Source organism: Georgenia sunbinii (assembly GCF_036421875.1).
Taxonomy (GTDB): Bacteria; Actinomycetota; Actinomycetes; order Actinomycetales; family Actinomycetaceae; genus Georgenia_B; species Georgenia_B sunbinii.
The window spans coordinates 508,940-533,268 of the sequence record NZ_JAZGOL010000002.1; the positions used below are offsets into that span (position 1 = coordinate 508,940).

Sequence of the window (24,329 nt, forward strand, 5' to 3'; positions counted from 1 at the left end):
TCGCGGCACTGCCGGCCGCGGGTGCCATACCGTCCGATGGTGCCACGGTTGGACGCCACCTCGGATGCTGGGGACTATTGTGGCGCACGACCTGCCCGACCGTGGTCCGGCAGCCACGACGAGCCGAAGGAGCGAGCCCTGGCGCGCAGCCCCGCCCGTCACCGGCGCCTGGCGGCGACGGTGGCCTCGCTGCTCCTCCTGGCCGGCGGGTACGCCGTGGCGGACGCGCTCGACGTGGTCCCCGGGCCGGTGACGACCGCGCCGGCGGTCCCCGAGCCCGCCCCCTTCCCGGCGATCAGCGCGTCGCCGGCTGCCCGGCACCTGGCCACGCTCGACCCGGCCGTGCCGCAACCGTCGGCCGCGGCACTCACCGAGATCGCCGAGCGCCTCGTGTCGGACCCGCGCACCGGCGGCACGGTGGGCGTGGTCGTGGCGGACGCCCTCACCGGAGAGACGCTCGTCGACATCGACGGCACCACGCCACGGACCCCGGCGTCCTCCCTCAAGCTGCTCGTCGCGCTCGCGGCGCTCGACGCCTACGGCCCGGACCACGAGCTGCGGACCAGCGTCGTCGCCGGCGAGCCCGGGCAGGTCGTGCTCGTCGGAGGCGGGGACATCCTGCTCGCCGCCGGCGGGTCGGACGACGCGCCGGGCACCCTGCACCGGGCCTCGCTCGACGAGCTCGCCGAGCAGACCGCGGCCGCCCTCGAGGACGACGGCGCGGTGAGCGTGGTGGTCGACGACTCGTTGTTCAGCGGGCCGGGGTACGCACCCGGCTGGGGCGGCATCGACTTCGACTTCGTCATGCCCATCGGCCCCCTCGCGGTCGATGGCGGTCTCGCGGCGGCCGGCGGGTACGTCGGCGACCCGGCGCTCGCCGCTGGGCAGGCCTTCGCGCAGGCGCTGGCCGGCGCCGGGGTGGAGGTCACCGGTGAGGTCGGCCGGGGCGTCGCGCCGGCCGACGGGACCGAGCTGGCCGCGGTGACCTCGGCACCGCTGGCCGACGTCGTCGGTCACATGCTCGCGGTGTCGGACAATTCGGTGGCCGAGGTGCTCGGCCGGCTCGTCGCGCTCGCCGACGACGAGGAACCGAGCTTCGCCGGAGCGACCCGGGCGGTGGCAGACCGGCTCGCCGCGCTGGGCATCGAGACCGACGGGCTGGTCCTCGCCGACCTCTCCGGCCTGCTCATCGAGAACCAGGTGCCCGCGCAGACCCTCGCGCAGGTGGTGAGCACCGCGCTCGACCCCGAGCACCCCGAGCTTCACGGCGCGGTCGCCGGCCTGCCCGTCGCCGCCCTCGAGGGCACGCTGCGCGACCGGATGGCCGGGGCCGCCGCGGGCGTGCTGCGCGCCAAGACCGGGACCCTCACCACCGTCGCCAGCCTCACCGGGCTGGTGCTCGACGCCGACGGTCGGCTGCTGGTCTTCGCGGTGCTCGCCGACGAGCTCGAGCTCGGTGGCGTCGGCCCGGCCCGGGCCGCGATCGACGACTGGGCCGACGAGCTCGCCGCCTGCGGCTGCCGCTGACCGCGTGCCCGCCAGCGGGCGTCGCGTACCTTGAGGCCATGAGCGCACCGATCAACTGGCAGGCCGCCGAGCGACGAGCGGCGTCGTTGGCCCGGCCCGGGCCGCGGGCCGGGCGGGCCGAGCTCGACGGGCTGGTCCGGGTGCTGCGGCAGGCCGCCGGACAGGCGCCGGCGCACGTCGCCTCGATCACGGGTCTCGACGACGCCGCCGCCCGGGCCGCGCAGCGACCGGTCTACGTGGTCGACCGCGCCCGCTGGGCGGAGGCGAACATCGCGATGTTCGCCCACCTCACCGGCGGCCTGCTGCCCGAGGCGAAGCTGCCAGGTGCTGCCCGCCTCGGCGGGGAGGAGCTGGGCATCATGCTCTCCTTCCTCTCGAGCAAGGTCCTGGGCCAGTACGACCCCTTCACGCCGGCGGACGCGGTCCCAGGTCAGGGCGTCGACGACCCCGCCGGCCGGCTGCTGCTCGTGGCGCCCAACGTGCTCCACGTCGAGCGCGAGCTCGACCTCGACGCCCTCGACTTCCGCACCTGGGTGTGCCTCCACGAGCAGACCCACGCGGTGCAGTTCGCCGCCGCGCCGTGGCTCGCCGACCACCTCTCCTCGCGGATGCGGTCGATGATCACCACGGTGTCCGAGCCGGAGAGCGGTGCGCAGCGGATCAGCAGCACGCTGCGGGCCGTCGTCGAGGCGCTCTCCACCCGCGACGGGGCGACCTCCCTCGCCGGCCCGCTCGTCGACGGCTTCCTCTCCGAGGCGGAGCGGGAGCAGCTCGGCGAGATGGTCGCGGTGATGTCGCTGCTCGAGGGGCACGCCGACGTCGTCATGGACGCCGTCGGCCCCCGGGTGCTGCCCTCGGTCACCCGGATCCGGCGGCAGTTCGAGAAGCGCCGCGACGGCACCGGGCTGCTCGACATCATGCTGCGGCGCCTCTCGGGGATGGACGCCAAGATCGCGCAGTACCGCGACGGCGCCGGCTTCGTCCGCGGGGTGGTCGACCTCGTCGGGCACGACGGGCTCAACGCGGTCTGGACCGCTGCACCGCTGCTGCCCACCGCCGCGGAGATCGCCGACCCGGCCCGCTGGGTGCAGCGGGTCCACGGCTGAGCGGTGGCCGGCCCGGCACCGGCCGTCGCGGCCGCTCGGCAGGCGGTGCGGGTGGCGCTGGCGGACCTCCCGCCGGGCGCGCTGGTCCTCGTGGCGTGCTCCGGCGGCGCTGACTCCCTCGCGCTCGCCGCGGCGACGGCGTTCGTCGCGCCACGCTCCGGCCTGCGCGCCGGCGCGGTGAGCATCGACCACGACCTCCAGCAAGCCAGCGCCCGGACCGCCGAGCTGGCCGCCGAGAGCTGCCGCCGGCTGGGGCTCGCCCCCGCCGTGGTCCGCACCGTGCGGGTCCCCGCCACCGGCGCCGGCGGCCCCGAGGCGGCCGCGCGCACCGCCCGCTACGCCGAGCTGTCGGCCGCGGCGCAGGAGCACGGCGCTGACGCCGTGCTGCTCGGGCACACCCTCGACGACCAGGCCGAGACGGTCGTCCTCGGGCTCGCCCGCGGCTCCGGCGGGCGCTCGCTGGCGGGGATGGCACCGGTCACCGGGCGGTGGCGCCGGCCCCTCCTCGGGCTGCGTCGCGAGCAGACCGAGGCCTGCTGCCGCGCGCTGGGGCTCGACTGGGCCACCGACCCCACCAACCGGCCCGACGGGCCGTGGCGCCGCGCCGACGGCGGGCCGCTTCGCCGCTCCGCCGTGCGGCACGAGGTGCTGCCGGCGATGGCCCGCGCGCTGGGCCCCGGCGTCCCCGAGGCGCTGGCCCGCACCGCCGACCGGCTGCGGGAGGACGAGGACTACCTCGCCGCGGCCGCCGCCGAGCTCGGCGCCCGCGTCGGGCTCCCCCTCCCCGCGCCGAGAGCTGGATTAGCGCCGGGGACAATCCAGCTCTCGGCGGAGGGTGGTGGGGGTGCATCGGCATCCGGCACGGTCGACCTCGACGCCGTCGCGCTGGCAGCCGCTCACCGGGCGCTGCGCGGCCGGGTGCTGCACCGCGCCGCGGTGGTGGCCGGCTGCCCGCCCGGCGCGCTGGCCACATCGCACGTCGAGGCGCTCGACGCGCTCGTGGCGGACTACCGCGGCCAGGGGCCCGCGATGCTGCCGGGCGGTGTCAGGGCGCGCCGGGAGTGTGGCAGGCTGATCGTCGGCTGACGTCTGCGGGCGGTGGCCGGGACACCCAGGGGACCGAACGAGCAGGAGTGCTGGTGGACGCCAACGACATGGGAGCAGACCTCGAGAAGGTGCTGCTCACCACGGAGCAGATCCAGGACCGGCTCGACGAGCTCGCCACCGAGATCGACCGTGACTACGCCGGGCAGGAGATCCTCCTCGTGGGCGTGCTCCGCGGCGCCGTCATGGTGATGGCCGACCTCTCGCGCCGGCTGCACGCCTCGGTGGAGATGGACTGGATGGCGGTGTCCTCCTACGGCTCGGGCACCCGCTCGTCCGGTGTCGTGCGGATCCTCAAGGACCTGGACACCGACCTCCACGGCCGCCACGTGCTCATCGTCGAGGACATCGTCGACTCCGGCCTCACGCTCTCCTGGCTGCTGTCCAACCTGCGCAGCCGCGGCCCGGAGTCGGTGGAGATCGCCACGCTGCTGCGCAAGCCGGCAGCCGCCAAGGTCGAGGTCGACGTCAAGTACGTCGGTTTCGACATCCCGCCGGAGTTCGTCGTCGGCTACGGCCTGGACTTCGCCGAGAAGTACCGCCACCTGCCGTTCGTCGGCACGCTGGCCCCGCACGTCTACGGCAGCTGACCGCGCCGTCCGGCGGGCGCCCGAGCGATACCGCCCTGCGCGAACAGATGCCATTGATCCCAAGCGTGTTGTGTACCGTCGAACGATGACGGCTCGAGCAGGAGGGACCCGGCGGCTGCGCCGAATTCGATGAACGCCAAGAAGATTTTGCGCGGCCCGCTCGTGTGGGTGCTGGTTGTCCTGCTCCTCGCCTACCTCGGTGCCGGCCTGCTCGGCGGCGACAATCCCGAGGACATCGACACCTCCGACGGCCTCGCGCTGCTCGCCGGCGAGACCGTGGAGCAGGTCGAGGTCGACGACTCCACCCAGCGCGTCGAGCTGGTGCTCAGCGAGGACTTCGAGGAGGCCGGCGATCGCGTCGCCTTCTACTACGCCACGCCGCAGGGCGAGACGGTGATGCAGGCCATCGCCGACTCGGACCCGGCGGACGGCTACAACTCCGAGGTGCCCCAGCCGTCGGTGTTCGGCTCGCTGCTCGCCTTCCTGCTGCCGATGGTCATCATCCTCGGGCTGTTCTGGTTCCTCATGTCCCGCATGCAGGGCGGCGGCGGCATGATGAAGTTCGGCAAGTCCAAGGCCAAGATGGTCACCAAGGAGACCCCGCAGGTCACCTTCGTCGACGTCGCCGGCGCGGACGAGGCCGTCGAGGAGCTGCAGGAGATCAAGGAGTTCCTCGCCGGACCGGAGAAGTTCCTCGCCGTCGGCGCGAAGATCCCCAAGGGCGTCCTGCTCTACGGCCCCCCGGGCACTGGTAAGACGCTGCTCGCCCGCGCCGTCGCCGGTGAGGCCGGCGTGCCGTTCTACTCGATCTCCGGGTCGGACTTCGTCGAGATGTTCGTCGGCGTCGGCGCCTCCCGGGTGCGTGACCTGTTCGAGCAGGCCAAGACCAACTCGCCGGCGATCATCTTCGTCGACGAGATCGACGCCGTCGGCCGCCACCGCGGCGCCGGCATGGGGGGCGGGCACGACGAGCGCGAGCAGACGCTCAACCAGCTGCTCGTCGAGATGGACGGCTTCGACGCCACGACGAACGTCATCCTCATCGCCGCCACCAACCGGCCCGACATCCTCGACCCGGCGCTGCTGCGCCCGGGGCGGTTCGACCGGCAGATCACCGTCGACGCCCCCGACCTCGTCGGGCGTGCGGCAATTCTGCGGGTGCACGCCAAGGGCAAGCCGATGGTGCCGGAGATCGACCTCGACATGGTCGCCAAGCGCACTCCCGGCTTCACCGGTGCCGACCTCGCCAACGTGCTCAACGAGGCCGCGCTGCTCACCGCACGCTCCGACGCGCACCTCATCGACGACCGTGCGCTGGACGAGGCGATCGACCGCGTCATCGCCGGGCCGCAGAAGCGCACCCGGCTGATGAACGAGAAGGAAAAGAAGATCACCGCCTACCACGAGGGCGGGCACGCACTGACCGCGGCGGCGCTGCGGTACACCAGCCCGGTGACCAAGGTGACGATCCTGCCGCGCGGCCGCGCGCTGGGCTACACGATGGTCATGCCCTCCGAGGACAAGTACTCCACCAGCCGCAACGAGCTGCTCGACCAGCTCGTGTACGCCATCGGCGGCCGGGTCGCCGAGGAGATCATCTTCCACGACCCCACCACCGGCGCGTCCAGCGACATCGACAAGGCCAGCTCGCTGGCCCGCAAGATGGTCACCCAGTACGGCATGAGCGAGCGGATCGGCGCCGTCAAGCTCGGCACCGACGCCGGCGAGCCGTTCCTCGGCCGCGACATGGGTCACCAGCGCGACTACTCCGAGGACATCGCCCGGATCGTCGATGAGGAGGTCCGCACCCTCATCGACGCCGCTCACGACGAGGCGTGGGAGATCATCAACGAGTACCGCGACGTCCTCGACCACCTCGTGCTGGACCTGCTCGAGCACGAGACGCTCAACGAGAAGGAGCTGGCCCGGATATTCGAGCCGATCGTTAAGCGCGAGCCGCGCGACGTCTGGCTGTCCGCCGAGCGTCGCACCGTCTCCTACCGGCCGCCGGTCCGCACGCCCGCCGAGGTCGCCGCCGGCGCTCCGCAGGAGCCGCCGCAGGACGAGATCGCTTCGGTCGGCGAGGGCCCCGGTCTTGGCGAGATCCCGCCGTCCGGGCAGGTCGGCGGGCCCGCCGAGGGGATCTGACGATGACCGAGACGAGCGGCCTGCTCCCCGAGAAGTCCACCGCGCCGGCCGGCCGGTACGACGCCGACGGCGTCCGGCGAGCGGTGCGTGACTTCCTCGTCGCGGTCGGGGNGCCGACCCCGCCGAGGTGCTGCGCACCACCTTCGACCTCGACCACGACGAGCTCATCCTCGTGCGTGACATCGAGGTGTACTCCACCTGTGAGCACCACCTCGTGCCGTTCCACGGGGTCGCGCACGTCGCCTACATCCCCGGCGACAGCGGACGGGTCACCGGGCTGAGCAAGATCGCCCGGCTCGTGGAGGTGTTCGCCCGCCGCCCGCAGGTCCAGGAGCGGCTGACCACGCAGATCGCCGACGCGCTCGTCTCGGAGCTGGCGCCGCGCGGAGTCATGGTCGTCATCGAGTGCGAGCACCTGTGCATGTCGATGCGCGGAGTGCGCAAGACCGGCGCTCGCACGATCACCTCCGCGGTCCGCGGCCAGCTGCGTGACGCCGCGACCCGGGCAGAGGCGATGAGTCTCATCGCGCCCCAACGTTGACATGCCGGCCCCTCGTGAGGAGCTCGCGCCCCGCGCGGTGACCGATCGTGGCGCGGCGCTCGCACGGCTCGACTCGCAGCGCCGCTGCCTGGTCATGGGCGTCGTCAACGTCACGCCGGACTCCTTCTCCGACGGCGGCCGCTGGCTGTCCCCGGACGCCGCCGTCGCCCACGCCCACCGGCTCGTCGCCGAGGGCGCCGACATCCTCGACGTCGGCGGTGAGTCGACGCGGCCCGGGTCGCGCCGGGTGCCGGCCGACGTCGAGATCGACCGGGTGCTGCCCGTCGTGCGGGCGCTGGCGGGCAGCGGCACGCCGCTGAGCGTCGACACCGTGCACGCCGAGACCGCGCAGGCCTGCCTGGCGGCGGGCGCCGCCATCATCAACGACGTCTCCGGCGGGCTCGCCGACCCGGAGATGGCCACGGTGGTCGCCGCCCACGGCGCGCCCTACGTGCTCGGGCACTGGCGCGGGGACCCCGCCACCATGAACGACCTCGCCGTGTACGACGACGTCGCCGCGGAGGTGCGCGGCGAGCTCACCACCCGGATCGCCGCGATGACGACGGCGGGGCTCGACCCCGCGCTCGTCGTCGTCGACCCCGGGCTCGGCTTCGCCAAGGACCGGCAGGACGACTGGCAGGTGCTGGCCGCGCTCGACGACCTGCTGGCGATGGGCCACCGGGTGCTCGTCGGGGCGTCCCGCAAACGGTTCCTCGGTCGGCTGCTCGCCGGTCCCGACGGCAGTCCCGCCCCGCCGCCCGAGCGGGACCGGGCGACCGCCGCTGTCTCGGCGATCGTCGCGGCCGCCGGCGTCTGGGGCGTGCGGGTCCACGACGTCCCCGGCTCGGCCGACGCCGTCCGGGTCGCCGCAGCGGTGGCCGAGGCACGGAGGCAACGATGAGCGACGACCGCACCGGGCTCGACCGGATCACCGTCACCCGGATCAGCGCCTTCGGGTACCACGGCGTGCTCGCCGAGGAGCGTGAGGCAGGCCAGCAGTTCGGCGTCGACGTCACCCTCCACCTCGACGTCGCCGCGGCCGCGGCCGGCGACGACCTCACGAGGACCGTCAACTACGCCGACGTGGCGTCCGACGTCGTCGCGGTCATCACCGGGCCGCCGGTCGACCTCATCGAGACGGTGGCGGTGGCCATCGCCGACCGTGCCCTCGCGTACGACGGGGTCGTCGCCGTCGACGTCACGGTTCACAAGCCCTACGCGCCGATCCCGGTCCCGTTCGACGACGTCACGGTGCAGGTGCACCGGCGGGCCTGGCAGGACCGCACCCGTGAGGTCGTCGTCGCGCTCGGCGCCAACCTCGGCGACGCGCGGCAGACGCTGCACAGCGCCGTCACCGAGCTCGACCGCCACGCCCGGGTGGTGGTGACCGCGGTGTCGCCGCTGCTGCGCAGCACCGCGGTGGTGCTGCCCGGCAGCCCGCCGCAGCCGGACTACCTCAACGCGGTGGCCGCGCTCAGCACCGACCTGCCGCCGCGTGAGCTGCTCGCGCTGTGCCAGGGCATCGAGCTCGGTCACGGCCGGCGGCGCACCACCCGGTGGGCGCCGCGCACCCTCGACATCGACATCATCGCCAGCGGGGACCTGCGCCGCGACGACGACGACCTCGTCATCCCGCACCCGCGGGCGCACGAGCGGCCGTTCGTGCTCGCGCCCTGGCTGCGGCTGGACCCGGCAGCGGTGCTGCCCGGGCACGGCCCGGTGGCTGGGCTGCTGGCAGCCTCCGGGGAGGGCCTCGAGTGGCTGGCCGGGACCTGGTGGTCGCGGGAGGCCGAGGGCTGATGCAGCGGACGAGCTGGTCCACGCTGCCGATCGTCGCCGTCGGCGCCGGCGGCGCGTCCTACCTGCTGCTCGAGGCGCTGCGCTCGCGCGGCACCCTCGTGCCGGTGTCCGGGTACAGCTGGGCGGCGATCGCCGTCATCGCGGTGGGCGTGCTGCTGCTCGGCCGGTCGGTGCGACGGCTGACCGAGGGCAAGCGGACCCGTCTCGACGTCATCCGGGCCGCCCGGGTGGCGATGCTCGCCAAGGCGTGCGCGCTCGCCGGGTCGGCGCTCGTCGGGTACTTCGCGGCCCAGGCGCTCATCGCGCTGGCCAACATCACCGCACCGGCGCTGCGGGCCCACGCGCTCGCCGCCGGGGCGGCCGCGCTCGCCTGCGTGGTGCTGGTCGTCGTCGGCGTCGTCGTCGAGTCGTGGTGCCGGCTGCCCCCGGGTGACGACGCCGAGCCGGCCTGACCCGTCCCGACAATCGTCCGTCGAACGGGCTGGGGTTGGGTGGTGTGGCACCCTGAACCAATGACCGCACCACAACAACCCGCCCAGGCACGCTCGCCGTTCGAGCCGGTGGGCCTCGAGTTCACCCCGGTCTCCCGAGGACTGATCCGAGCCCGGCTGGTCCCGGCACTCTTCTGGCTGGTACTGCCGCTCGTGGCGGTCATCGTGCTCGCCGTCGTCGTCACCGGCTGGTGGTGGTGGCTCATCGCTGGGCTGTTCCTGGCGCTGATCGGCTGGACGTGCTGGCTCATCCCGCGGCAGGTGCGCGCCATGGGGTACGCCGAGCGCGAGGACGACCTGTTCATCCGCAAGGGCATCTTGTTCCGCGAGCTCACCGTGGTGCCGTACGGCCGGATGCAGTACGTCGACGTCAAGGCTGGCCCCATCGACCGCTGGGCCAAGGTCGCGACCGTGCAGCTCCACACCGCCTCGGCGTCCACCGACGCATCGATCGCCGGCCTGCCGACGCACGAGGCGTCGCGGCTGCGTGACCGCCTCACCGAGCGCGGCGAGGCCAGGCTGGCCGGCCTGTGAGCGAGCAGACCCCCGCGCCCGAGGAGAACGTCGAGTGGCGCCGGATGCACGTCATCACCCCGGTGCTCAACGCCTGGAAGGTGATCGTCGCGCTGTTCGCGGTGGTGCTCTTCCAGAACATCGATACCATCGCCGAGCTGCGGGACAGCGACGTCGACTGGACGCTCGTGCTGCTGTTCGGCGGCGGTGGGTTCCTGCTCCTGCTGCTGGTGCTCGCCGGCTACTCGGCGCTCTCCTGGCGGATGATGCGCTACGCCGTCGGGCGTGACGCGGTCTTCCTCCACAGCGGCATCCTCTTCCGGCAGCAGCGCCACGCCCGGCTCAACCGGATCCAGGCGATCGACGTCGTCCAGCCGCTGCTGGCGAGGCTGTTCGGGCTGGCCAAGCTGAAGATCGAGACCGCCGGCGGCGCCGGGTCCTCGGTTGACCTCGCATTCCTCAAGGAGGACACCGCGCACCAGCTGCGGCGCGAGGTCCTCGCCCGCGCGGCCGGGACCTACGTCGAGAGCACGACGAGCGGCGGCTCGCTGCCGGCCACCGGCAGTGCCACCCCCGGCGCGACCGAGCCGGCGGCGCCGAGCCCGGTGCTCACCGACAGCCCGGAACGTGAGCTGCTGACCGTCCCGCCGGGTCGCCTGGTGGCCTCGCTGCTGCTCTCCGGCTCGATGATCACCTTCCTCGTCGTCGTCCTCGGGCTGGCCGTCATCTCCATCGGGATCGGCTCCGGCGCGCCCATGATCGGTGGGCTGCCCGCCCTCCTCGGCTGGGGCACGGTGCTGTGGGCGCAGTTCTCCACCGGCTTCGGGTTCCGGGCGGCCATCTCCGCCGACGGCGTCCGGCTGCGGCACGGGCTGCTCGAGCAGCGCACCCAGACGGTGCCCCCGGGCCGGGTGCACGCGGTGGCACTCGAGCAGCCGCTGCTGTGGCGACGTCGCGGCTGGTGGCGCGTGCGCGTGAACATTGCCGGGTACGGCGAGACGACCGAGAGCGCGACCGGCAACGTCCTGCTGCCCGTCGGGCCTCGCGGCGATGCCCTCACCGCGCTGTGGCTGGTGCTGCCCGACCTCGGGGTCACCGATCCGCAGACGGTCATCGACGGGGCGCTCGAGGGCACCGGAGAGAGTGGCGGCTTCACCACCAGCCCGCGCCGGGCACGCTGGCTGGACCCGATCTCCTGGCGGCGCAACGGCATCCTGCTCACCGACCGGGCCACCCTCATCCGGCGTGGCCGGCTGTCGCGCTCGCTGGCCATCGTGCCGCACGAGCGGTCCCAGTCGCTGGCCATCAGCCAGGGGCCGGTCCAGCGCCAGGCCGTCCTCGCCAGCCTCACGCTCGCGCTCGTCTCCGGGCCGGTCGCGGCGCGGGCGGTGCACCTGGACCAGATGACCGCGCTGGCCAAGCTCGGCGACCAGTCCGAGCACTCCAAGGCCTCCCGGCAGCGGGAGTCGCCCGAGGAGTGGCTGCGCCGCGTCGGTCTCGAGCCGGCCCACGACGCCACCCCGGCGGCGCCGTCCGGTGCGCCGGCCGCTCCGGCCCCGCCGTCGGGTACGCCGGTGTCGCCTGGTGCGCCGGCGGGTGCTCCGGCCGCCCCGGCCCCGCCGTCGGGTGCGCCGGTGTCGCCTGGTGCGCCGACGGGTGCGCCGGCCGCTCCGGCCCCGCCGTCGGGTGCGCCGGTGGTATCGCCGCCGTCCGCTGCGCCTGCCCCGGACGCCCCGCCGCCACCGCCGTCCGCTGCGTCGGCGCAGCACGCACCGCCCCCGCCGTCGGGGCGACCGATGGTTACAGGTGACGTCGTCCCGCCGCCGCCAACCGCGCCTGCGCACCCGGCGCCGCCCCCGCCGACTACGTCACCGTCCGCCTCGCCGCCGCCCGCCCCGCCGGCGTCCGCGCCGGAGGAGGGGTGAGGCTGCCGGATAATGATCCGGTGACCACGCCTTCGGATCCTGTCACCCGGCCCGGCCGACTCGGGGTCGGGCTCATCGGCGCCGGCCGCGTGGGGGCGGTGCTCGCCAGCGCGCTGCGCGCCGCCGGTCACGCGATCGTCGGGGTCAGCGCGGTGTCGCAGGCCAGCCGGGACCGGGTGGAGGTCATGCTCCCCGGGGTGCCGGTGCTTGAGGTGCCGCAGATCGTCGAGCGCGCCGAGCTCGTCCTGCTCACCGTGCCCGACGACGTGCTGCCCGGTCTCGTCGCCGGGCTCGCGGAGACCGGTGCCTGGCAGCCGGGACAGATCGTCGTCCACACCGCCGGCCGGTTCGGCACCGCGGTGCTCGCCCCCGCGCAGCAGGCCGGCGCCATCCCGATCGCCCTGCACCCGGCGATGACCTTCACCGGCACCAGCGTCGACCTCTCGCGGCTGGTCGGCTGCCCGTTCGCGGTCACTGCGCCGGCGCCGGTGCTGCCGATCGGGCAGGCGCTCGTCGTCGAGATCGGTGGCGAGCCGGTCCCGCTCCACGAGGCCGACCGGCCTCGGTACCACGCGGCCCTCGCGCACGGCGCCAACCACCTCGTCACCCTCGTCGCGCAGGCCGCCCGGGTGCTGCGCACCGCCGGTATCGCCGAGCCCGGGCTCTACCTCGACCCGCTGCTGACCGCCGCGCTCGACGGCGCCGTCCGCGACGGCACCCTCAGCCTCACCGGACCGGTGGTCCGCGGCGACGTCGGCACCGTGCGCGACCACTTGGCCGAGCTCGACGCGCTGGCTGCCCGCGAGCCAGAGCACGTCGACGTCGCGGCCACCTACCGTGCGCTCGCGCGTGCGACGGCGCAACGAGCGCTGTTCGACGGTCGGATCAACGAGTCGGCGGCCCAGGCGCTGCTCGACGCGCTGGCCCCGGCCGCCGGCGCCGCGACGACGGCCGGCACGGCGGAGCAGAGCGCCGTCGACGACAACCCCGCTGTCGGTGACAATCCTGCTGTCGGTGACAATCCTGCTCTCGGTGACAATCCTGCTGTCGGCGAGGAGGGGGCCGGTGCCGGTGCCGGGGCTGGGGCTGGGCCGCTGCTGGTGCGCACCAGGGTCGAGCTCGGCGTCGCCCTTGGTGACCGGCCCGGGCGGCGCTCCGTCGTCATGACGATGGGTGCGCTGCACGAGGGGCACCTCGACCTCGTGCGGGAGGCCCGGCGCCGCGGCGACGTCGTCGTCGTGACGATCTTCGTCAACCCGCTGCAGTTCGCCGCCGGGGAGGACCTCGACGCCTACCCACGAGACCTCCAGGCCGACCTTGCGCGGCTGAGCGAGGTGGGGGCGGACATCGTGTTCGCGCCGGAACCAGCCACCGTCTACCCCGACGGCGAGCCGCAGGTGCGCGTCGACCCGGGCCCGGTCGGGTCCGTCCTCGAGGGGGCCACCCGTCCCGGCCACTTCGGCGGGGTGCTGACCGTGGTCGCCAAGCTGCTCCACCTCGTGGCACCGGACATCGCGGTCTTCGGGCAGAAGGACGCCCAGCAGCTGGCCCTCGTGCGGGCGATGGTGCGCGACCTGGACATCGCCGTCGAGATCGTCGGGGTGCCTACCCACCGGGAGACCGACGGCCTCGCGCTGAGCAGCCGCAACGCGTACCTGTCGCCGGCCGAGCGGGAGCAGGCGCTCGCGCTGTCCGCAGCGCTGCGCGCCGGCCGGGATGCTGCCTCCGACGGTCCCGACGGCGTGCTCGCCGCGGCCCGGGCCGTGCTCGACACGGCGCCAGGTGCCCGGGTGGACTACCTCACGCTCGTCGACCCGATGACCTTCTCGCCCGGCGTGGCCACCGGCAACGGTGAGATGCTCCTGGTTGTGGCCGCCCAGGTCGGGGCCACCCGCCTCATCGACAACATGCCCGTCCACCCGGCCCCGAAGGAGATCCGTCAGCCGTGACCACCCCCGCCTCGCTGCAGCGCCCGATGCTGGTCGGCAAGATCCACCGCGCCACCGTGACCGCGGCCGAGCTCCACTACGTGGGCTCGGTGACGATCGACGGTGACCTGCTCGACGCGGCGAACCTGCTGCCAGGCCAGCAGGTCGACATCGTCGACGTCACCAACGGGGCGCGCCTGACGACGTACGCGATCCCCGGCGAGCGCGGCGCGGGCGAGGTCTGCATCAACGGCGCGGCAGCACACCACGTGCATCCCGGTGACGTCGTCATCATCATCGGCTACGGCATGCTCAGCGACGCCGACGCCCGCCGCTACCGCCCCGCGGTGGTGTTCGTCGACGGCGAGAACCGGATGGTCGACCTCGGCGACGACCCCGGGCAGGTGCCCGACAGCGTCCCAGACCCGGTGCTGCGCAGCAGCGGTGTCACGCTGGCCGAGCACCGCAGCAGCGCCGAGCTGCTCTGACATGATCGGCGTCCTCCACGGCTTCAGCGCCGTTGCCGTGGTCATCGCCGTCGGGGCCGTCCTCGCCCACATCGGGTTCCTCAACTACGCGAGCCAGGCGATGCTCGCCAAGCTCGCGTTCTTCGTCGCGAGCCCGGCACTCATGCTCACCGTGCTCTCCGAGGCGGACGTCGGCGGGGTGTTCTCCGGCAACCTCATCGCCTCCGCCGGCGCGGTGGCGGTCGCGATCGCGGTCTACCTCCTGCTGTCGCGGTGGGTCGCGCGACGGCCGACGGCCGAGACCGTCATCGGTGCGTTGTGCTCCTCGTACGTCAACGCCGGCAACCTCGGCATCCCGATCGCCGCCTATGTCCTCGGCGACGCCGCCTACGTCGCGCCGATCATGCTGCTGCAGCTGGTGCTCATCCAGCCGGTGGCGCTGGCCGTCCTCGACCGGACGACGGCCGCCGCCGGCACCCCGACCGGCGCGCTGCTGCGACGCAGCGCGAGCAACCCGCTGCTCATCGGCGCGCTCGTCGGGCTGGTGCTCGCGCTCACCGGGTTCCGGCTGCCGACGATGGTCCAGGCGCCCATCGACCTGCTCGCCGCGATGGCGGTGCCCACGATGCTGCTCGCCTACGGCGTCTCGCTGAGGCTCGGTCCCAAGCTCGGCGGCGGCACGTCGGTGGGGGAGCTCGCGCTCATCGTCGGGCTCAAGATGGTGCTCCAGCCGGGTGTCGCGTACGTCCTCGGGCGGTTCGTGCTCGGCCTGGACGACGTCTCGCTGTTCGCCGTCACCGTCATGGCGGCGCTGCCGACCGCGCAGAACGTCTTCGTCTTCGCCAGCCGCTACGAGCGCGGCGTGACGCTGGCCCGGGACACCATCTTCGTCTCCACCATCGCCTCCGTGCCGGTGATCACCATCATCACCGCACTGCTGCACTGACGGTCGCCGGCGAGGCGCCGCCTCAGCGCCGGCGCAGCAGCTCGCGGATGCGCGACTCCGCCTCGTCGACGGTGACCTTGCGGGCACCGCGCTGCTCCAGGGCGGCGATCATCGCCGGCTCGTGGCGTGCCAGGCTCAGCCCACGGCGCAGCAGCGTCAGCGGTGGTTTGCGTGCCTCGCCGAGGTCGCGCAGCAGCCGGAACCAGAACGTCTGGATCCGCGGCCGCCACAGGCACAGCGCGTCAGCGAGGATGTCCTCCTCCCGGGCGGCGTCGATGAGCTCGGCAGCGAAGATGCCCTCGGCGAGCACGATCGGTGACCCGCCGGCGTCGAAGGCGGTCGTCGTCGTCCGGCGGTTGGTGGGGATGTCGTAGAGCGGGACGTCGGCGTGGCCGGTGCGGGCGATGTCGAGCAGGGCGGCCAGCGCGGCCTCCCGGTCCCAGCTGCGGGGGTCGTCCCAGTCGACGATGCCGTGGCGCCGGGGCAGCCCCGGGTGGTCGCCGTCGCGGTAGAAGTCGTCGAGCGCCACGACGGGCAGCCCCAGCCGGCCGGTGAGCGAGGTCTTGCCCGACCCCGACGGGCCGGTGAGCAGCACGATGCGCGTCGAGGCACGGCGGGCTCCCGCGGGGAGCTCGAACAGGCCACGGGTGCCGGCGCCCGGCACGGCGGCCGGGGCGCCGTGGTCATCGGCGGCTGCAGCTGCGGACATCGGCTCTCCTCATCGCACCGCCCGACCGGCAGCGCTCCGCACGAGGGTAGCCGCCGGAGCCGCCGAATCTCTCGGGCGGCACGAGGCTGGATAGGATCGGCGGGTGACTGAGACGACCCGCGACGCGACCGATCCCGACCGGCTGGACGAGCACGACCAGGAGCAGCCCGAACAGGTCCGGGTCCGTGCCGAGAAGCGGGAGCGGCTCATCGCCGCCGGCATCGACCCGTACCCGGTGACGCTGCCCATCACGGCCACGATCGCGGCGGTCCGCGCGGACCACGCCGAGCTTGCCGCCGGGGAGGAGACCGACGTCGTCGTCGGCGTCGCCGGCCGGGTGATGTACCTGCGCAACACCGGCAAGCTGTGCTTCGTCACCCTGCAGGACGGCGCCGGCAACCAGCTCCAGGCGATGCTCTCGCGTGCCGAGGTGGGCGAGGAGGCGCTCGCCGCCTTCAAGACCGACGTCGACCTCGGGGACCACCTGTTCGTCCACGGCCGCGTCATCGCCTCGCGGCGTGGCGAGCTGAGCGTGTTCGCCGACTCTTACCTGCTCGCCGCCAAGGCGCTGCGGCCGCTGCCGAAGACCTACGAGAACGAGGCCGGCGAGCAGGTGGCGCTGTCGGAGGAGGGCCGCGTGCGCCGTCGTCATCTCGACCTCATCATGCGCCCGGCGGCCCGCGAGATGGTGCGCACCAGGGCGGCGGTCGTGAGGTCGCTGCGCCGTCAGCTCGACGAGCGGAAGTTCATCGAGATCGAGACGCCGATGCTCCAGGTGCAGCCCGGCGGGGCGGCCGCCCGGCCGTTCGTCACCCACATGAACGCCTACGACACCGAGCTGTACCTGCGGATCGCGCCGGAGCTCTTCCTCAAGCGGGCCGTCGTCGGTGGCCTCGACCGGGTCTTCGAGATCAACCGTAACTTCCGCAACGAGGGCGCAGACTCCACGCACTCCCCGGAGTTCGCCATGCTCGAGGCCTACGAGGCCTACGGCTCCTACGACACTATGGCCGAGCTCACCCGGGCCCTCGTCCAGCGCGCCGCGCAGGATGCGTTCGGCTCGACCACCGTGCGGCTGGCCGACGGCAGCGACTACGACCTCGGCGGGCAGTGGGCCGAGCTCTCGCTGTTCGGCTCCCTCAGCGAGGCGCTCGGCGAGGAGATCAGCCCGCAGACGCCGATGGCGCGGCTGCTGGCGCACGCGGAGCGGCTGGAGATCGCCGTCGCACCGCACGACACCCACGGCAAGGTCGTCGAGGAGCTGTGGGAGCACCTCGTCGGCGACGACCTCTACGCGCCGACCTTCGTGCGTGACTTCCCGGTCGACACCTCACCGCTCACCCGCGCCCACCGCTCGGTGCCCGGCGTGGTGGAGAAGTGGGACCTCTATGTGCGCGGCTTCGAGCTGGCGACGGCGTACTCCGAGCTGGTCGACCCGGTCGTGCAGCGCGAGCGCTTCGAGGAGCAGGCGCGGATCGCCGCCGCGGGGGACCCGGAGGCGATGGTGCTCGACGAGGACTTCCTGCAGGCCATGGAGCAGGGCATGCCGCCCGCCGGTGGCATGGGGATGGGGCTCGACCGGCTGCTCATGGCCCTCACCGGGCTCGGCATCCGGGAGACGATCACCTTCCCGCTCGTCAAGCGGGCGTGACGTCCTCGCCGGCGGGCGTGGGCTGAGCGGCCGGCCGGCGCCGCGCACGCCGGACCAGCACGACGACGGCGAGCGGGACCCCCACGAGGACCAGCCACGGCAGCAGCGTGCCGACGACGACGAGCAGGCCGCTGGCGAACCCGACGAGCGCCCGCCAGCCGTCCTGCAGCCCGCCGAGGAACCCGTCGGTCTCCAGCTGGGCGGCCTCCTTCTCCTCCACGAGTGACACCTGCAGGGTGGACATCGCCACTTGGTCGGAGAGGGCGGAGCGCTGCGACTGCAGCGACTCGAGCTCGCCCTGGCGCTCGCTCAGCGCGCTCTCCGCGGCGAGCAGCGCCTCGCTGGTGTCGGCCTCGACCATCAGCCCCAGCAGCCGCTCGGTGGACGCCTGCAGCGCGGTGATCCGGGCGTCGAGGTCCTGGCCCTCGCGGGTGACGTCCTGCGCGCTGATCGACACGTCGCTGACCTCACCGACCTGCTCGAGGTCGGTGATGAGAGCGTTGAGCGCGCCGGACGGGACGCGCAGCGTGAGATGGGCGCTCGCCGGCCGCTGCTCGGTGGCTGTCCGCTGCGAGCGCTCCTCGACCCGGCCATCGGCGGCGGTGAGGAGCTCGACGACGTCGTCGACCGCGTCGACTGGGTCGGCGACGACCATGGTGAGCGACCCGGTGGTGATGACCTCGCGGTTGTCGGCGGCCGCCTGGGCGCCGGACTCCGCGGAGTCACCGTCCGCGCCCGCGTCCTCGGCCGAGGACATCTGCGGGTCGGCGCCCCCGGAGTCGCTCGCACCGCCCGAGCAGGCCACGAGACCCAGGGCGACGAGCACGAGCAGGAGGACCTGACGGAGGCTTCGCATGGCTGCACTGTAAGTCGCTGACCAGCGCGGACGAAACCGCGGTGCCCGAAATGAGACCCGACCGGGACTTGATCGAGACCTGGAGGATGCGCGCCGAGGTGGACGGCATAGTGTGGGCACGACGAATGAGGAGAAATGTCAGCAATTGTTGCCGCGTACGGACCCTTCGACGACGAGGTGGGACTGCGCATGCTGGACCGGATGGCGCATCGCGGTCCCGACGGGCTCGGGACCCGCCGGGTGGGTGAGGCCTGGCTGGGCACCCAGTACCTGGCGATCATCGACCCGCACACCGGCGCCCAGCCACTGGCGGGGAGCACGCAAGACATCTGGCTGGTCGGTGACGGCGAGATCTACAACCACCAGCGCATCCGCGAGCACCTCGGTCAGGACCGTTTCAGCACCGACTCCGACCTCGAGGCCGCCCTCCAGCTCTACAAGGACCGCGGCGTGGCCGCCTTCGAACGGCTCTGGGGAACGTTCGCACTGGTCATCGCCGCCGGCGACGGACGATTCGCCGCCGTGCGGGACGTCCTGGGTATCGCACCGCTGTACTGGGCCCGCCGAGGCGAGACGGTGCTGTTCGCCTCGGAGCTCAAGGCCTTCGACGAGGGCTGGCGGGACGCCGTCGAGCCGTTCCCGCCGGGCCACGCGTGGACGCCGCAGGACGGGCTCGTCGCCGGCCCGGCGTTCCCGGGCGCCTCACCGGTGCTGCTCAAGAGCCGCGCGCCGCACGAGGAACCGCCCATGTGGGTGTTCGACGCGCTGCGCGAGACCCTCGTGCGCGCCGTGGAACGGAGCCTGACGGCAACGGCCCCGGTGGGGATCCTGCTGTCCGGCGGGGTGGACTCCAGCATCATCACGGCCATCGCCGCACGGCTCGCCCGGGAGCGCGGGCAGCGGCTGCCGAGCTTCGCCGTCGGGATGGCCGGCAGCAGCGACCTTGCGGCCGCACGGCTCGTCGCCGAGTACGCCGGGACCGACCACCACGAGCTCGTCTACACCGCCGAGGACGCCATCGCGCTGGTGCCGCAGGTCGTCGCGGAGCTCGAGTCCTTCGACCCCACGCTGGTCCACAGCGCGGTGCCGCACCACCTCGTGGCGCGTCTCGCGAGCGAGCACGTCAAGGTCGTGCTCGCCGGTGAGGGGGCCGACGAGCTGTTCGCCGGCTACTCCCACTACGGCCGGCACGACGACGGCGAAGCGCTGCACGAGGACCTGATCGCCACCCTCGAGGGCATGCACATCGGCGGGCTGCAGCGTGTCGACCGGGTGGCCGGCGCCCACGGCATCGAGGCCCGGGTGCCGTTCCTCGACCTGGACTTCGTCGAGCTCGCGCTCGCGCTGCCCCCGGCCTGGAAGCTCACCGGTCCGGACAAGCCGGCCAAGTGGCTGCTGCGGCGTGCCTTCGACGGCTGGTTGCCCGATGAGGTGCTGTGGCGCCGCAAGGAGCAGTTCGGTGAGGGCACCGGCATGAACGACGTCCTGCGGGACCACTTCGAGGCCACCGTGACCGAGGCCGAGCTCGCCCGCGAGGCGGACGTGCTCGATCCGCCCCTGCGGACGCGGGAGGAGCTGGCCTACTTCCGGATGTTCGCCGCGGCGTTCCCGGGCATCGACGCCGCTCGGACCGTGGGGCGCTTCGCCGAGGCATGACGCTCGGGACGCTCCTAGCCGCTGACCGGACGCGTCCACTCCGCCAGCCGCCGAGCGACGTCGTCGTAGGACAGGGACCCGGTTGCGACGTCGATCACGAGGTCGTAGGCGGGATCTTCGGGGGCGTCGAGCTCGACCCCGTTGAGGCCGTAGAAGACCACCGTCGCAAGCCAGCCCAGCCGATTGTTGCCATCGACCGACGGAGGGTTGCCGGCGATCGACTCCAGCAGGACGGCGGCCTTCGTGTGCAGGTCGGGGTAGGCATCATCGCCGAAGAGGGCGCTGGCCGGGCGATGCGCAGCGGCGTCGAGCAGCCCGCGATCGCGCACGCAGAGCCCACCGATCTCCTCGCACAGGAAGAGAAGATCCTCCAGGCTCAGGTAGGTCGTCATTTCGCGAGGCGGTCGAGCAGCGGGCCGTAGCGTTCGACCGCCGCTCGGGCAAGGCCGCGCACCGCTGCTTCGTGGCCACGGCGTGCCCACGTCTCCTCGATAGCCCGCACCGCCGCCTCGTTCTTGCTCACACCCTGACTGCGCGCGAGCTCTGCGAGGCGACGGTCCTGCTCCTCGGTGATCCGCAAGTTCAGTGCCATGCCATCAACGGTACCACCGTGGTACTGCAACCTCCCTGGTGGCGCGCTTCCGGACCCCAGGCGGAGGTGGGGTGGGCGTCAGCCGATGAGGCCCTGCTCGGTCAGCCACTCCTCGGCGACGTCGCGCGGCACCTCGCCGTCGTTGTCCACACGGCCGTTGAGCTCGGTAATGACCTCGTCGGTCAGTGCCTCGCTGATCGGGGCGAGGATGTCGGCGATGGCCGGGTACTCGTCCAGCGTCTCCTGGCGGAGCGTCGCGGCACCCGCGTACTGCACGAAGAAGTCCTGGTCGTCCTCGAGGACGAGGAGGTCGTTCGACACGATCCGCGCGTCGGTGGAGAACACCTCGCCGAACTCGCACGACTCGCCGACCTGGGTGTAGATGAGGTTGAGGTCGAGCTCGACGATCTCGGTGAACTCGAAGCCGTAAGCCTCCTCGAGGCCGGGCAGGCCGTCGTCACGGTTGATGAACTCGCTCGCCGCGCAGATCGCTCCTTGGTCGGGGTTGGCGGTGACGAACTCTGCGACGTCGGAGGTCGTGACGAGGCCGTTCTCCTCGGCGAAGGAGTTCGACGTAGCGAGCCGGTAGGTGTTCTCGAAGTTCGCCGGCTCCAGCCAGGCGATCCCGTTCTCGGCATCAGCCTCGGCCACGGCCGCGTACAGGTCCTCGGGGATGTCCTCGGTGGTGTTGCCCAGGATGTTCACCCAGCCGGTGCCGGTGTAGTCCCAGTAGATGTCGATCTCCTCGGTCTCCAGCGCCTCGCGCACCGTGGCGCTGCCGGAGATGCCGGTCTGATCGACTGTCTCGGCGCCGGCGTCCTCCAGCGCGACCATGGTGATCTGCGCGAGGACGTCGGACTCGGTGAACTCCTTGGAGCCGACGATGATGGAGGCGCCGGCGAGCTCGCCGTCCCCGTCGCCGTTCCCGCCGCCGTCGTCGCTGCCGCAGCCGGCGACAGCGAGGAGCATCGCGAGGCCTCCGGCGGTCGCGATCGTCCGTGTGGTTCTCATCGTGGTTCTCCTTCGTTGTGGTGGGCCCGCCCGGAGGTAGCCCTCGATGCGTTCGGTTCGTGGGTCGGGGTGCGCCGCGTGAGCGGGACCGCTGCGGTGCGTCGCCTCCTCACAGGCCGCGGGGGCGCAGGAAGTCCTCGGCGATGCTCGCGAGGTAGTCGATGAACAGGGCGAGCACGGCGGTCAGCGCCGCGCCGACGAGCTGGACGGTGAAGCGGTTTGTCGACAGCCCGGCGACGATGATGTCGCCGAGCCCGCCGGCGTTGATGTAGGTGACCAGGGTGGCGGTGCCGACGTTGATGACCAGTGCGGTGCGGATGCCGGCGAGGATGACGGGCACCGCCAGCGGCAGCTCGAGGCGTCGCAGCACGGTGGCCTTCGACATCCCCATGCCCTTGCCGGCCTCGAGGACCGCCCGGTCGACCTGCTCCAGCCCCACCATGGTGTTGAGCAGCACCGGCACGATCGCGTACAGCACGAGCCCGACGATCGCGGCCTTGAACCCGAGGAAGAGGAACGCCACGGCCAGCAGCACGAGGATCGCGATGGTCGGCACCGCTTGGCCCAGGGTGAGCAGCGTGATGAGGTACGGCCGGATCCGGCGGGTGAACGGACGGGTGAGCATGATCCCGAGCGGCACCGCGATGACGAGCGTGACGACGGTGGAGACGGCGGCGAGCTGGATGTGCTGCCACGTCGCTGTCCACAGCCGGGCCGCGTTGAGCGACCGCGCCTCGATCGAGTCGAGCTCCTGGCTCGAGACGTACAGGTAGAGCGCGAGGCAGACGGCGGCGAGCACCGCCGGCATGGTGAGGTAGCCGCCCAGGGTGCGGTGCGCCGTCGTCGGGGCCGGGGCCGAGGGCGGCGCCGGGAAGACGGGACCCGGAGCCTGCACGCTCATGGGCTCTCACCCAGCCCGGCGCGTGCCTGGGTCACCGCGCTCGCCCGCATCGTCCGGATCGCGTCGGTGATCTGCTCGATGTCGACGACGCCCTGGAACACGCCGTCGTCGCCGACGACGATCGTCACGCTGTACCGGGCGGTGATGAGCTCGTTGAGCGCGTCGCTCAGCGTCGCGCGGGGCTCGACGGTCACGCCTGCGGGCAGGCCGATCCGGTCGAGCGGCCGGCCATCGGCCCGGCGCAGGTCGTCCGCGCCCACCCAACGCACCGGGCGGCCGCCGTCGTCGAGCACGAGCAGGGCGCTCTCTGTGGCGCCGCGCAGCACCTCGAGCGCGTCCACCGGGGTGGTGCCGACGGGGACCGTCGGCCAGGGGCGCAGCTCGATGTCGGCGACGTGGCTGAGGTTGAGTCGCTTGAGAGACGCCCCGCGGCCGATGAAGTCCGAGACGAAGTCGTCGGCCGGCGCGGTGAGGATCTGCTCCGGGGTGTCGTACTGGGCGACGTGCGAGCCGTCGCGCAGGATCGCGATGCGGTCGCCCATCTTGATCGCCTCGTCGATGTCGTGGGTGACGAACACGATGGTCTTCTTCACCTCGGCCTGCAGCCGGAGGAACTCGTTCTGCAGCCGGTCGCGGGTGATGGGGTCGATGGCCCCGAAGGGCTCGTCCATGAGGAGGACCGCGGGATCGGCGCCGAGCGCCCGGGCGACGCCGATGCGCTGCTGCTGACCGCCGGAGAGCTGCTTGGGGTAGCGGTCGCGGTACTCCTCGGGCGGCATGTTGACCAGGTTCAGCAGCTCGTCCACCCGCGCCGAGGTTCGCTTCGCGTCCCAGCCGAGCAGCTTGGGGACGGTCGCGACGTTCTCGCCGATCGTCATGTGCGGGAACAGGCCGACCTGCTGGATGACGTAACCGATGCGCCGTCGCAGCCGGTCCGCGTCCGTCGTCGTCACGTCCTCGCCGCCCAGGATGATGCGACCGGACGTGGGCTCGATGATCCGGTTGATCATCTTCATCGTCGTCGTCTTGCCGCACCCGGAGGGCCCGACGAGGACGACGATCTCGCCCCGCTGGATCTCGAGGGTGAGGTCGTCGACGGCGTTCTCACGCTGGCCGGGGTACCGCTTGGTGAGGTTCTCCAGCCGGATCATCGTGGCGTCGTCTGTCATCTGATCCCCTTGGACGTGGTGAGCCGGCGGACGGCGTGGAACAGCAGGTCGAAGATGATGGCCAGCACGATGACGCCGAGCGTGCCCGCGAGGACGAGGTTGACGGCCACCGGTGTCCCGACGCGCGCGAGCCCGGTGAAGATGAGCTCGCCGTACCCCGGGCCGTTGACGATGGAGCCGATCGCCGCGATGCCGAGGAGCACGAGCGTGGTGACCCGGATCCCGGTGATGACCACCGGCCAGGCCAGCGGCAGCTCGATGCGCAGGAGGCGCTGGCGGCGATTGAGTCCCATGCCCTTGGCCGCCTCGACGATCGCCGGGTCGACGCCGCGCAACCCGGTGATGGTGTTGCGCACCACGGGCAGCAGGCCGTACATCGTCAGCGCCACGACCACGGGCCGAGCACCGAGCCCGAGCGGTCCGAGGAGCAGGATGAACAGCGCGAAGGACGGGATCGTGAGGAAGGCGCCGGTGATGGCGAGCACCACCTCGCGCGGTCGTTCGCGCTGGTAGGTGGCGATCCCGAGGATCATGCCGATGACCGACGCGAGGAGGACCGAGACGCCGACGACGGCGGCGTGCCCGAGTCCGAGCTCGAGCATGTCGTCGCTGCGGGCGATGAGGAACTCGACGAAATTCATCCATCTCCTTCCCGATCCGCGGTGGTCAGCTCGCTGTGGTCCCGGCGGTCACCCTGG

Annotated in this window: 23 protein-coding genes and 1 pseudogene; 16 read left to right on the top strand and 8 right to left on the bottom strand. The window is 72.8% G+C overall.

Features of this window, described 5'->3' with window-relative positions; all coding sequences use genetic code 11:
* Positions 1-39: 39 nt before the first annotated feature.
* The 14 genes and pseudogenes from dacB to V2J52_RS06820 all read left to right on the top strand — a co-directional run bounded on the left by dacB (position 40) and on the right by V2J52_RS06820 (position 15,086).
* The gene (gene dacB, locus V2J52_RS06750) at positions 40-1,527 is read left to right on the top strand and encodes a D-alanyl-D-alanine carboxypeptidase/D-alanyl-D-alanine endopeptidase (protein ID WP_331226907.1); all 1,488 of its coding nucleotides are present in this window, start codon (positions 40-42) and stop codon (positions 1,525-1,527) included.
* A gap of 38 nt (positions 1,528-1,565) precedes the next feature.
* Positions 1,566-2,633 (top strand): zinc-dependent metalloprotease, encoded by a 1,068-nt coding sequence (locus V2J52_RS06755; protein WP_331226908.1) that lies wholly within the window; start codon positions 1,566-1,568, stop codon positions 2,631-2,633.
* A gap of 3 nt (positions 2,634-2,636) precedes the next feature.
* Positions 2,637-3,719, top strand: a complete 1,083-nt coding sequence (gene tilS, locus V2J52_RS06760) for a tRNA lysidine(34) synthetase TilS (RefSeq protein WP_331226909.1) — start codon at positions 2,637-2,639, stop codon at positions 3,717-3,719.
* Positions 3,720-3,772: 53 nt separating this feature from the next.
* Entirely contained in the window at positions 3,773-4,327 is a 555-nt protein-coding gene (gene hpt, locus V2J52_RS06765; protein ID WP_331226910.1) for a hypoxanthine phosphoribosyltransferase, read from the top strand.
* A 129-nt stretch (positions 4,328-4,456) separates the two neighbouring features.
* Positions 4,457-6,475, top strand: a complete 2,019-nt coding sequence (ftsH, locus tag V2J52_RS06770; protein ID WP_331226911.1) for an ATP-dependent zinc metalloprotease FtsH — start codon at positions 4,457-4,459, stop codon at positions 6,473-6,475.
* 115 nt (positions 6,476-6,590) lie between these two features.
* Positions 6,591-7,016, top strand: a pseudogene (gene folE, locus V2J52_RS06775) (GTP cyclohydrolase I FolE); the annotation flags it as partial.
* 94 nt (positions 7,017-7,110) lie between these two features.
* Complete coding sequence (folP, locus tag V2J52_RS06780) at positions 7,111-7,917, top strand: dihydropteroate synthase (RefSeq protein ID WP_331227130.1); 807 nt, start codon at positions 7,111-7,113, stop codon at positions 7,915-7,917.
* Positions 7,914-8,816: a 2-amino-4-hydroxy-6-hydroxymethyldihydropteridine diphosphokinase gene (gene folK / locus V2J52_RS06785; protein WP_331226912.1), complete on the top strand. Its 903-nt coding sequence runs from the start codon at positions 7,914-7,916 to the stop codon at positions 8,814-8,816. The genes folP and folK overlap by 4 nt, the downstream gene beginning before the upstream one ends.
* The gene (locus V2J52_RS06790) at positions 8,816-9,268 is read left to right on the top strand and encodes a DUF3180 domain-containing protein (RefSeq protein WP_331226913.1); all 453 of its coding nucleotides are present in this window, start codon (positions 8,816-8,818) and stop codon (positions 9,266-9,268) included. Before folK ends, V2J52_RS06790 begins: the two co-directional genes overlap by 1 nt.
* 60 nt (positions 9,269-9,328) lie before the next feature.
* Positions 9,329-9,841, top strand: a complete 513-nt coding sequence (locus tag V2J52_RS06795) for a PH domain-containing protein (RefSeq protein WP_331226914.1) — start codon at positions 9,329-9,331, stop codon at positions 9,839-9,841.
* On the top strand, positions 9,838-11,745 hold the full coding sequence (locus V2J52_RS06800; RefSeq protein ID WP_331226915.1) for a PH domain-containing protein: 1,908 nt from the start codon (positions 9,838-9,840) through the stop codon (positions 11,743-11,745). Before V2J52_RS06795 ends, V2J52_RS06800 begins: the two co-directional genes overlap by 4 nt.
* A gap of 20 nt (positions 11,746-11,765) precedes the next feature.
* Positions 11,766-13,694, top strand: a complete 1,929-nt coding sequence (panC, locus tag V2J52_RS17020) for a pantoate--beta-alanine ligase (protein ID WP_434056386.1) — start codon at positions 11,766-11,768, stop codon at positions 13,692-13,694.
* Positions 13,695-13,720: 26 nt separating this feature from the next.
* Positions 13,721-14,161: an aspartate 1-decarboxylase gene (gene panD / locus V2J52_RS06815; RefSeq protein ID WP_331227132.1), complete on the top strand. Its 441-nt coding sequence runs from the start codon at positions 13,721-13,723 to the stop codon at positions 14,159-14,161.
* 1 nt (position 14,162) lies between these two features.
* Complete coding sequence (locus V2J52_RS06820) at positions 14,163-15,086, top strand: AEC family transporter (protein ID WP_331226916.1); 924 nt, start codon at positions 14,163-14,165, stop codon at positions 15,084-15,086.
* 22 nt (positions 15,087-15,108) lie between these two features.
* Here the strand turns inward: V2J52_RS06820 and V2J52_RS06825 are convergent, their stop codons facing one another.
* The gene (locus V2J52_RS06825; RefSeq protein WP_331226917.1) at positions 15,109-15,795 is read right to left on the bottom strand and encodes a uridine kinase family protein; all 687 of its coding nucleotides are present in this window, start codon (positions 15,793-15,795) and stop codon (positions 15,109-15,111) included.
* Positions 15,796-15,898: 103 nt separating this feature from the next.
* Between V2J52_RS06825 and lysS the strand changes: the two genes are divergently transcribed.
* Positions 15,899-17,446 carry a lysine--tRNA ligase gene (gene lysS / locus V2J52_RS06830; protein WP_331226918.1) on the top strand — a complete coding sequence of 516 codons (1,548 nt, stop codon included), beginning with the start codon at positions 15,899-15,901 and terminating at the stop codon, positions 17,444-17,446.
* Here the strand turns inward: lysS and V2J52_RS06835 are convergent.
* Entirely contained in the window at positions 17,433-18,302 is an 870-nt protein-coding gene (locus V2J52_RS06835) for a DUF4349 domain-containing protein (RefSeq protein ID WP_331226919.1), read from the bottom strand. The two genes, lysS and V2J52_RS06835, sit on opposite strands and share 14 nt — an antisense overlap.
* Positions 18,303-18,437: 135 nt before the next feature.
* Here V2J52_RS06835 and asnB point away from each other — a divergent pair, with 135 nt between their 5' ends.
* A complete protein-coding gene (gene asnB, locus V2J52_RS06840; protein ID WP_331226920.1) occupies positions 18,438-19,958 on the top strand; it encodes an asparagine synthase (glutamine-hydrolyzing) in 1,521 nt (506 codons plus the stop codon).
* 14 nt (positions 19,959-19,972) lie between these two features.
* Here asnB and V2J52_RS06845 read toward each other — a convergent pair whose 3' ends face one another.
* From V2J52_RS06845 to V2J52_RS06870, 6 genes are all read right to left on the bottom strand, one after another.
* Positions 19,973-20,350: a type II toxin-antitoxin system death-on-curing family toxin gene (locus V2J52_RS06845; RefSeq protein ID WP_331226921.1), complete on the bottom strand. Its 378-nt coding sequence runs from the start codon at positions 20,348-20,350 to the stop codon at positions 19,973-19,975.
* Positions 20,347-20,550 (bottom strand): toxin-antitoxin system HicB family antitoxin, encoded by a 204-nt coding sequence (locus V2J52_RS06850; protein ID WP_331226922.1) that lies wholly within the window; start codon positions 20,548-20,550, stop codon positions 20,347-20,349. Before V2J52_RS06850 ends, V2J52_RS06845 begins: the two co-directional genes overlap by 4 nt.
* Before the next feature lie 78 nt (positions 20,551-20,628).
* Positions 20,629-21,561, bottom strand: coding sequence for a glycine betaine ABC transporter substrate-binding protein (locus V2J52_RS06855; protein WP_331226923.1), 933 nt, complete (start codon positions 21,559-21,561; stop codon positions 20,629-20,631).
* Between the two features lie 109 nt (positions 21,562-21,670).
* A complete protein-coding gene (locus tag V2J52_RS06860; protein ID WP_331226924.1) occupies positions 21,671-22,462 on the bottom strand; it encodes an ABC transporter permease in 792 nt (263 codons plus the stop codon).
* On the bottom strand, positions 22,459-23,631 hold the full coding sequence (locus tag V2J52_RS06865) for a betaine/proline/choline family ABC transporter ATP-binding protein (RefSeq protein ID WP_331226925.1): 1,173 nt from the start codon (positions 23,629-23,631) through the stop codon (positions 22,459-22,461). Before V2J52_RS06865 ends, V2J52_RS06860 begins: the two co-directional genes overlap by 4 nt.
* The gene (locus V2J52_RS06870) at positions 23,628-24,272 is read right to left on the bottom strand and encodes an ABC transporter permease (protein ID WP_331226926.1); all 645 of its coding nucleotides are present in this window, start codon (positions 24,270-24,272) and stop codon (positions 23,628-23,630) included. Before V2J52_RS06870 ends, V2J52_RS06865 begins: the two co-directional genes overlap by 4 nt.
* Positions 24,273-24,329: the final 57 nt, after the last annotated feature.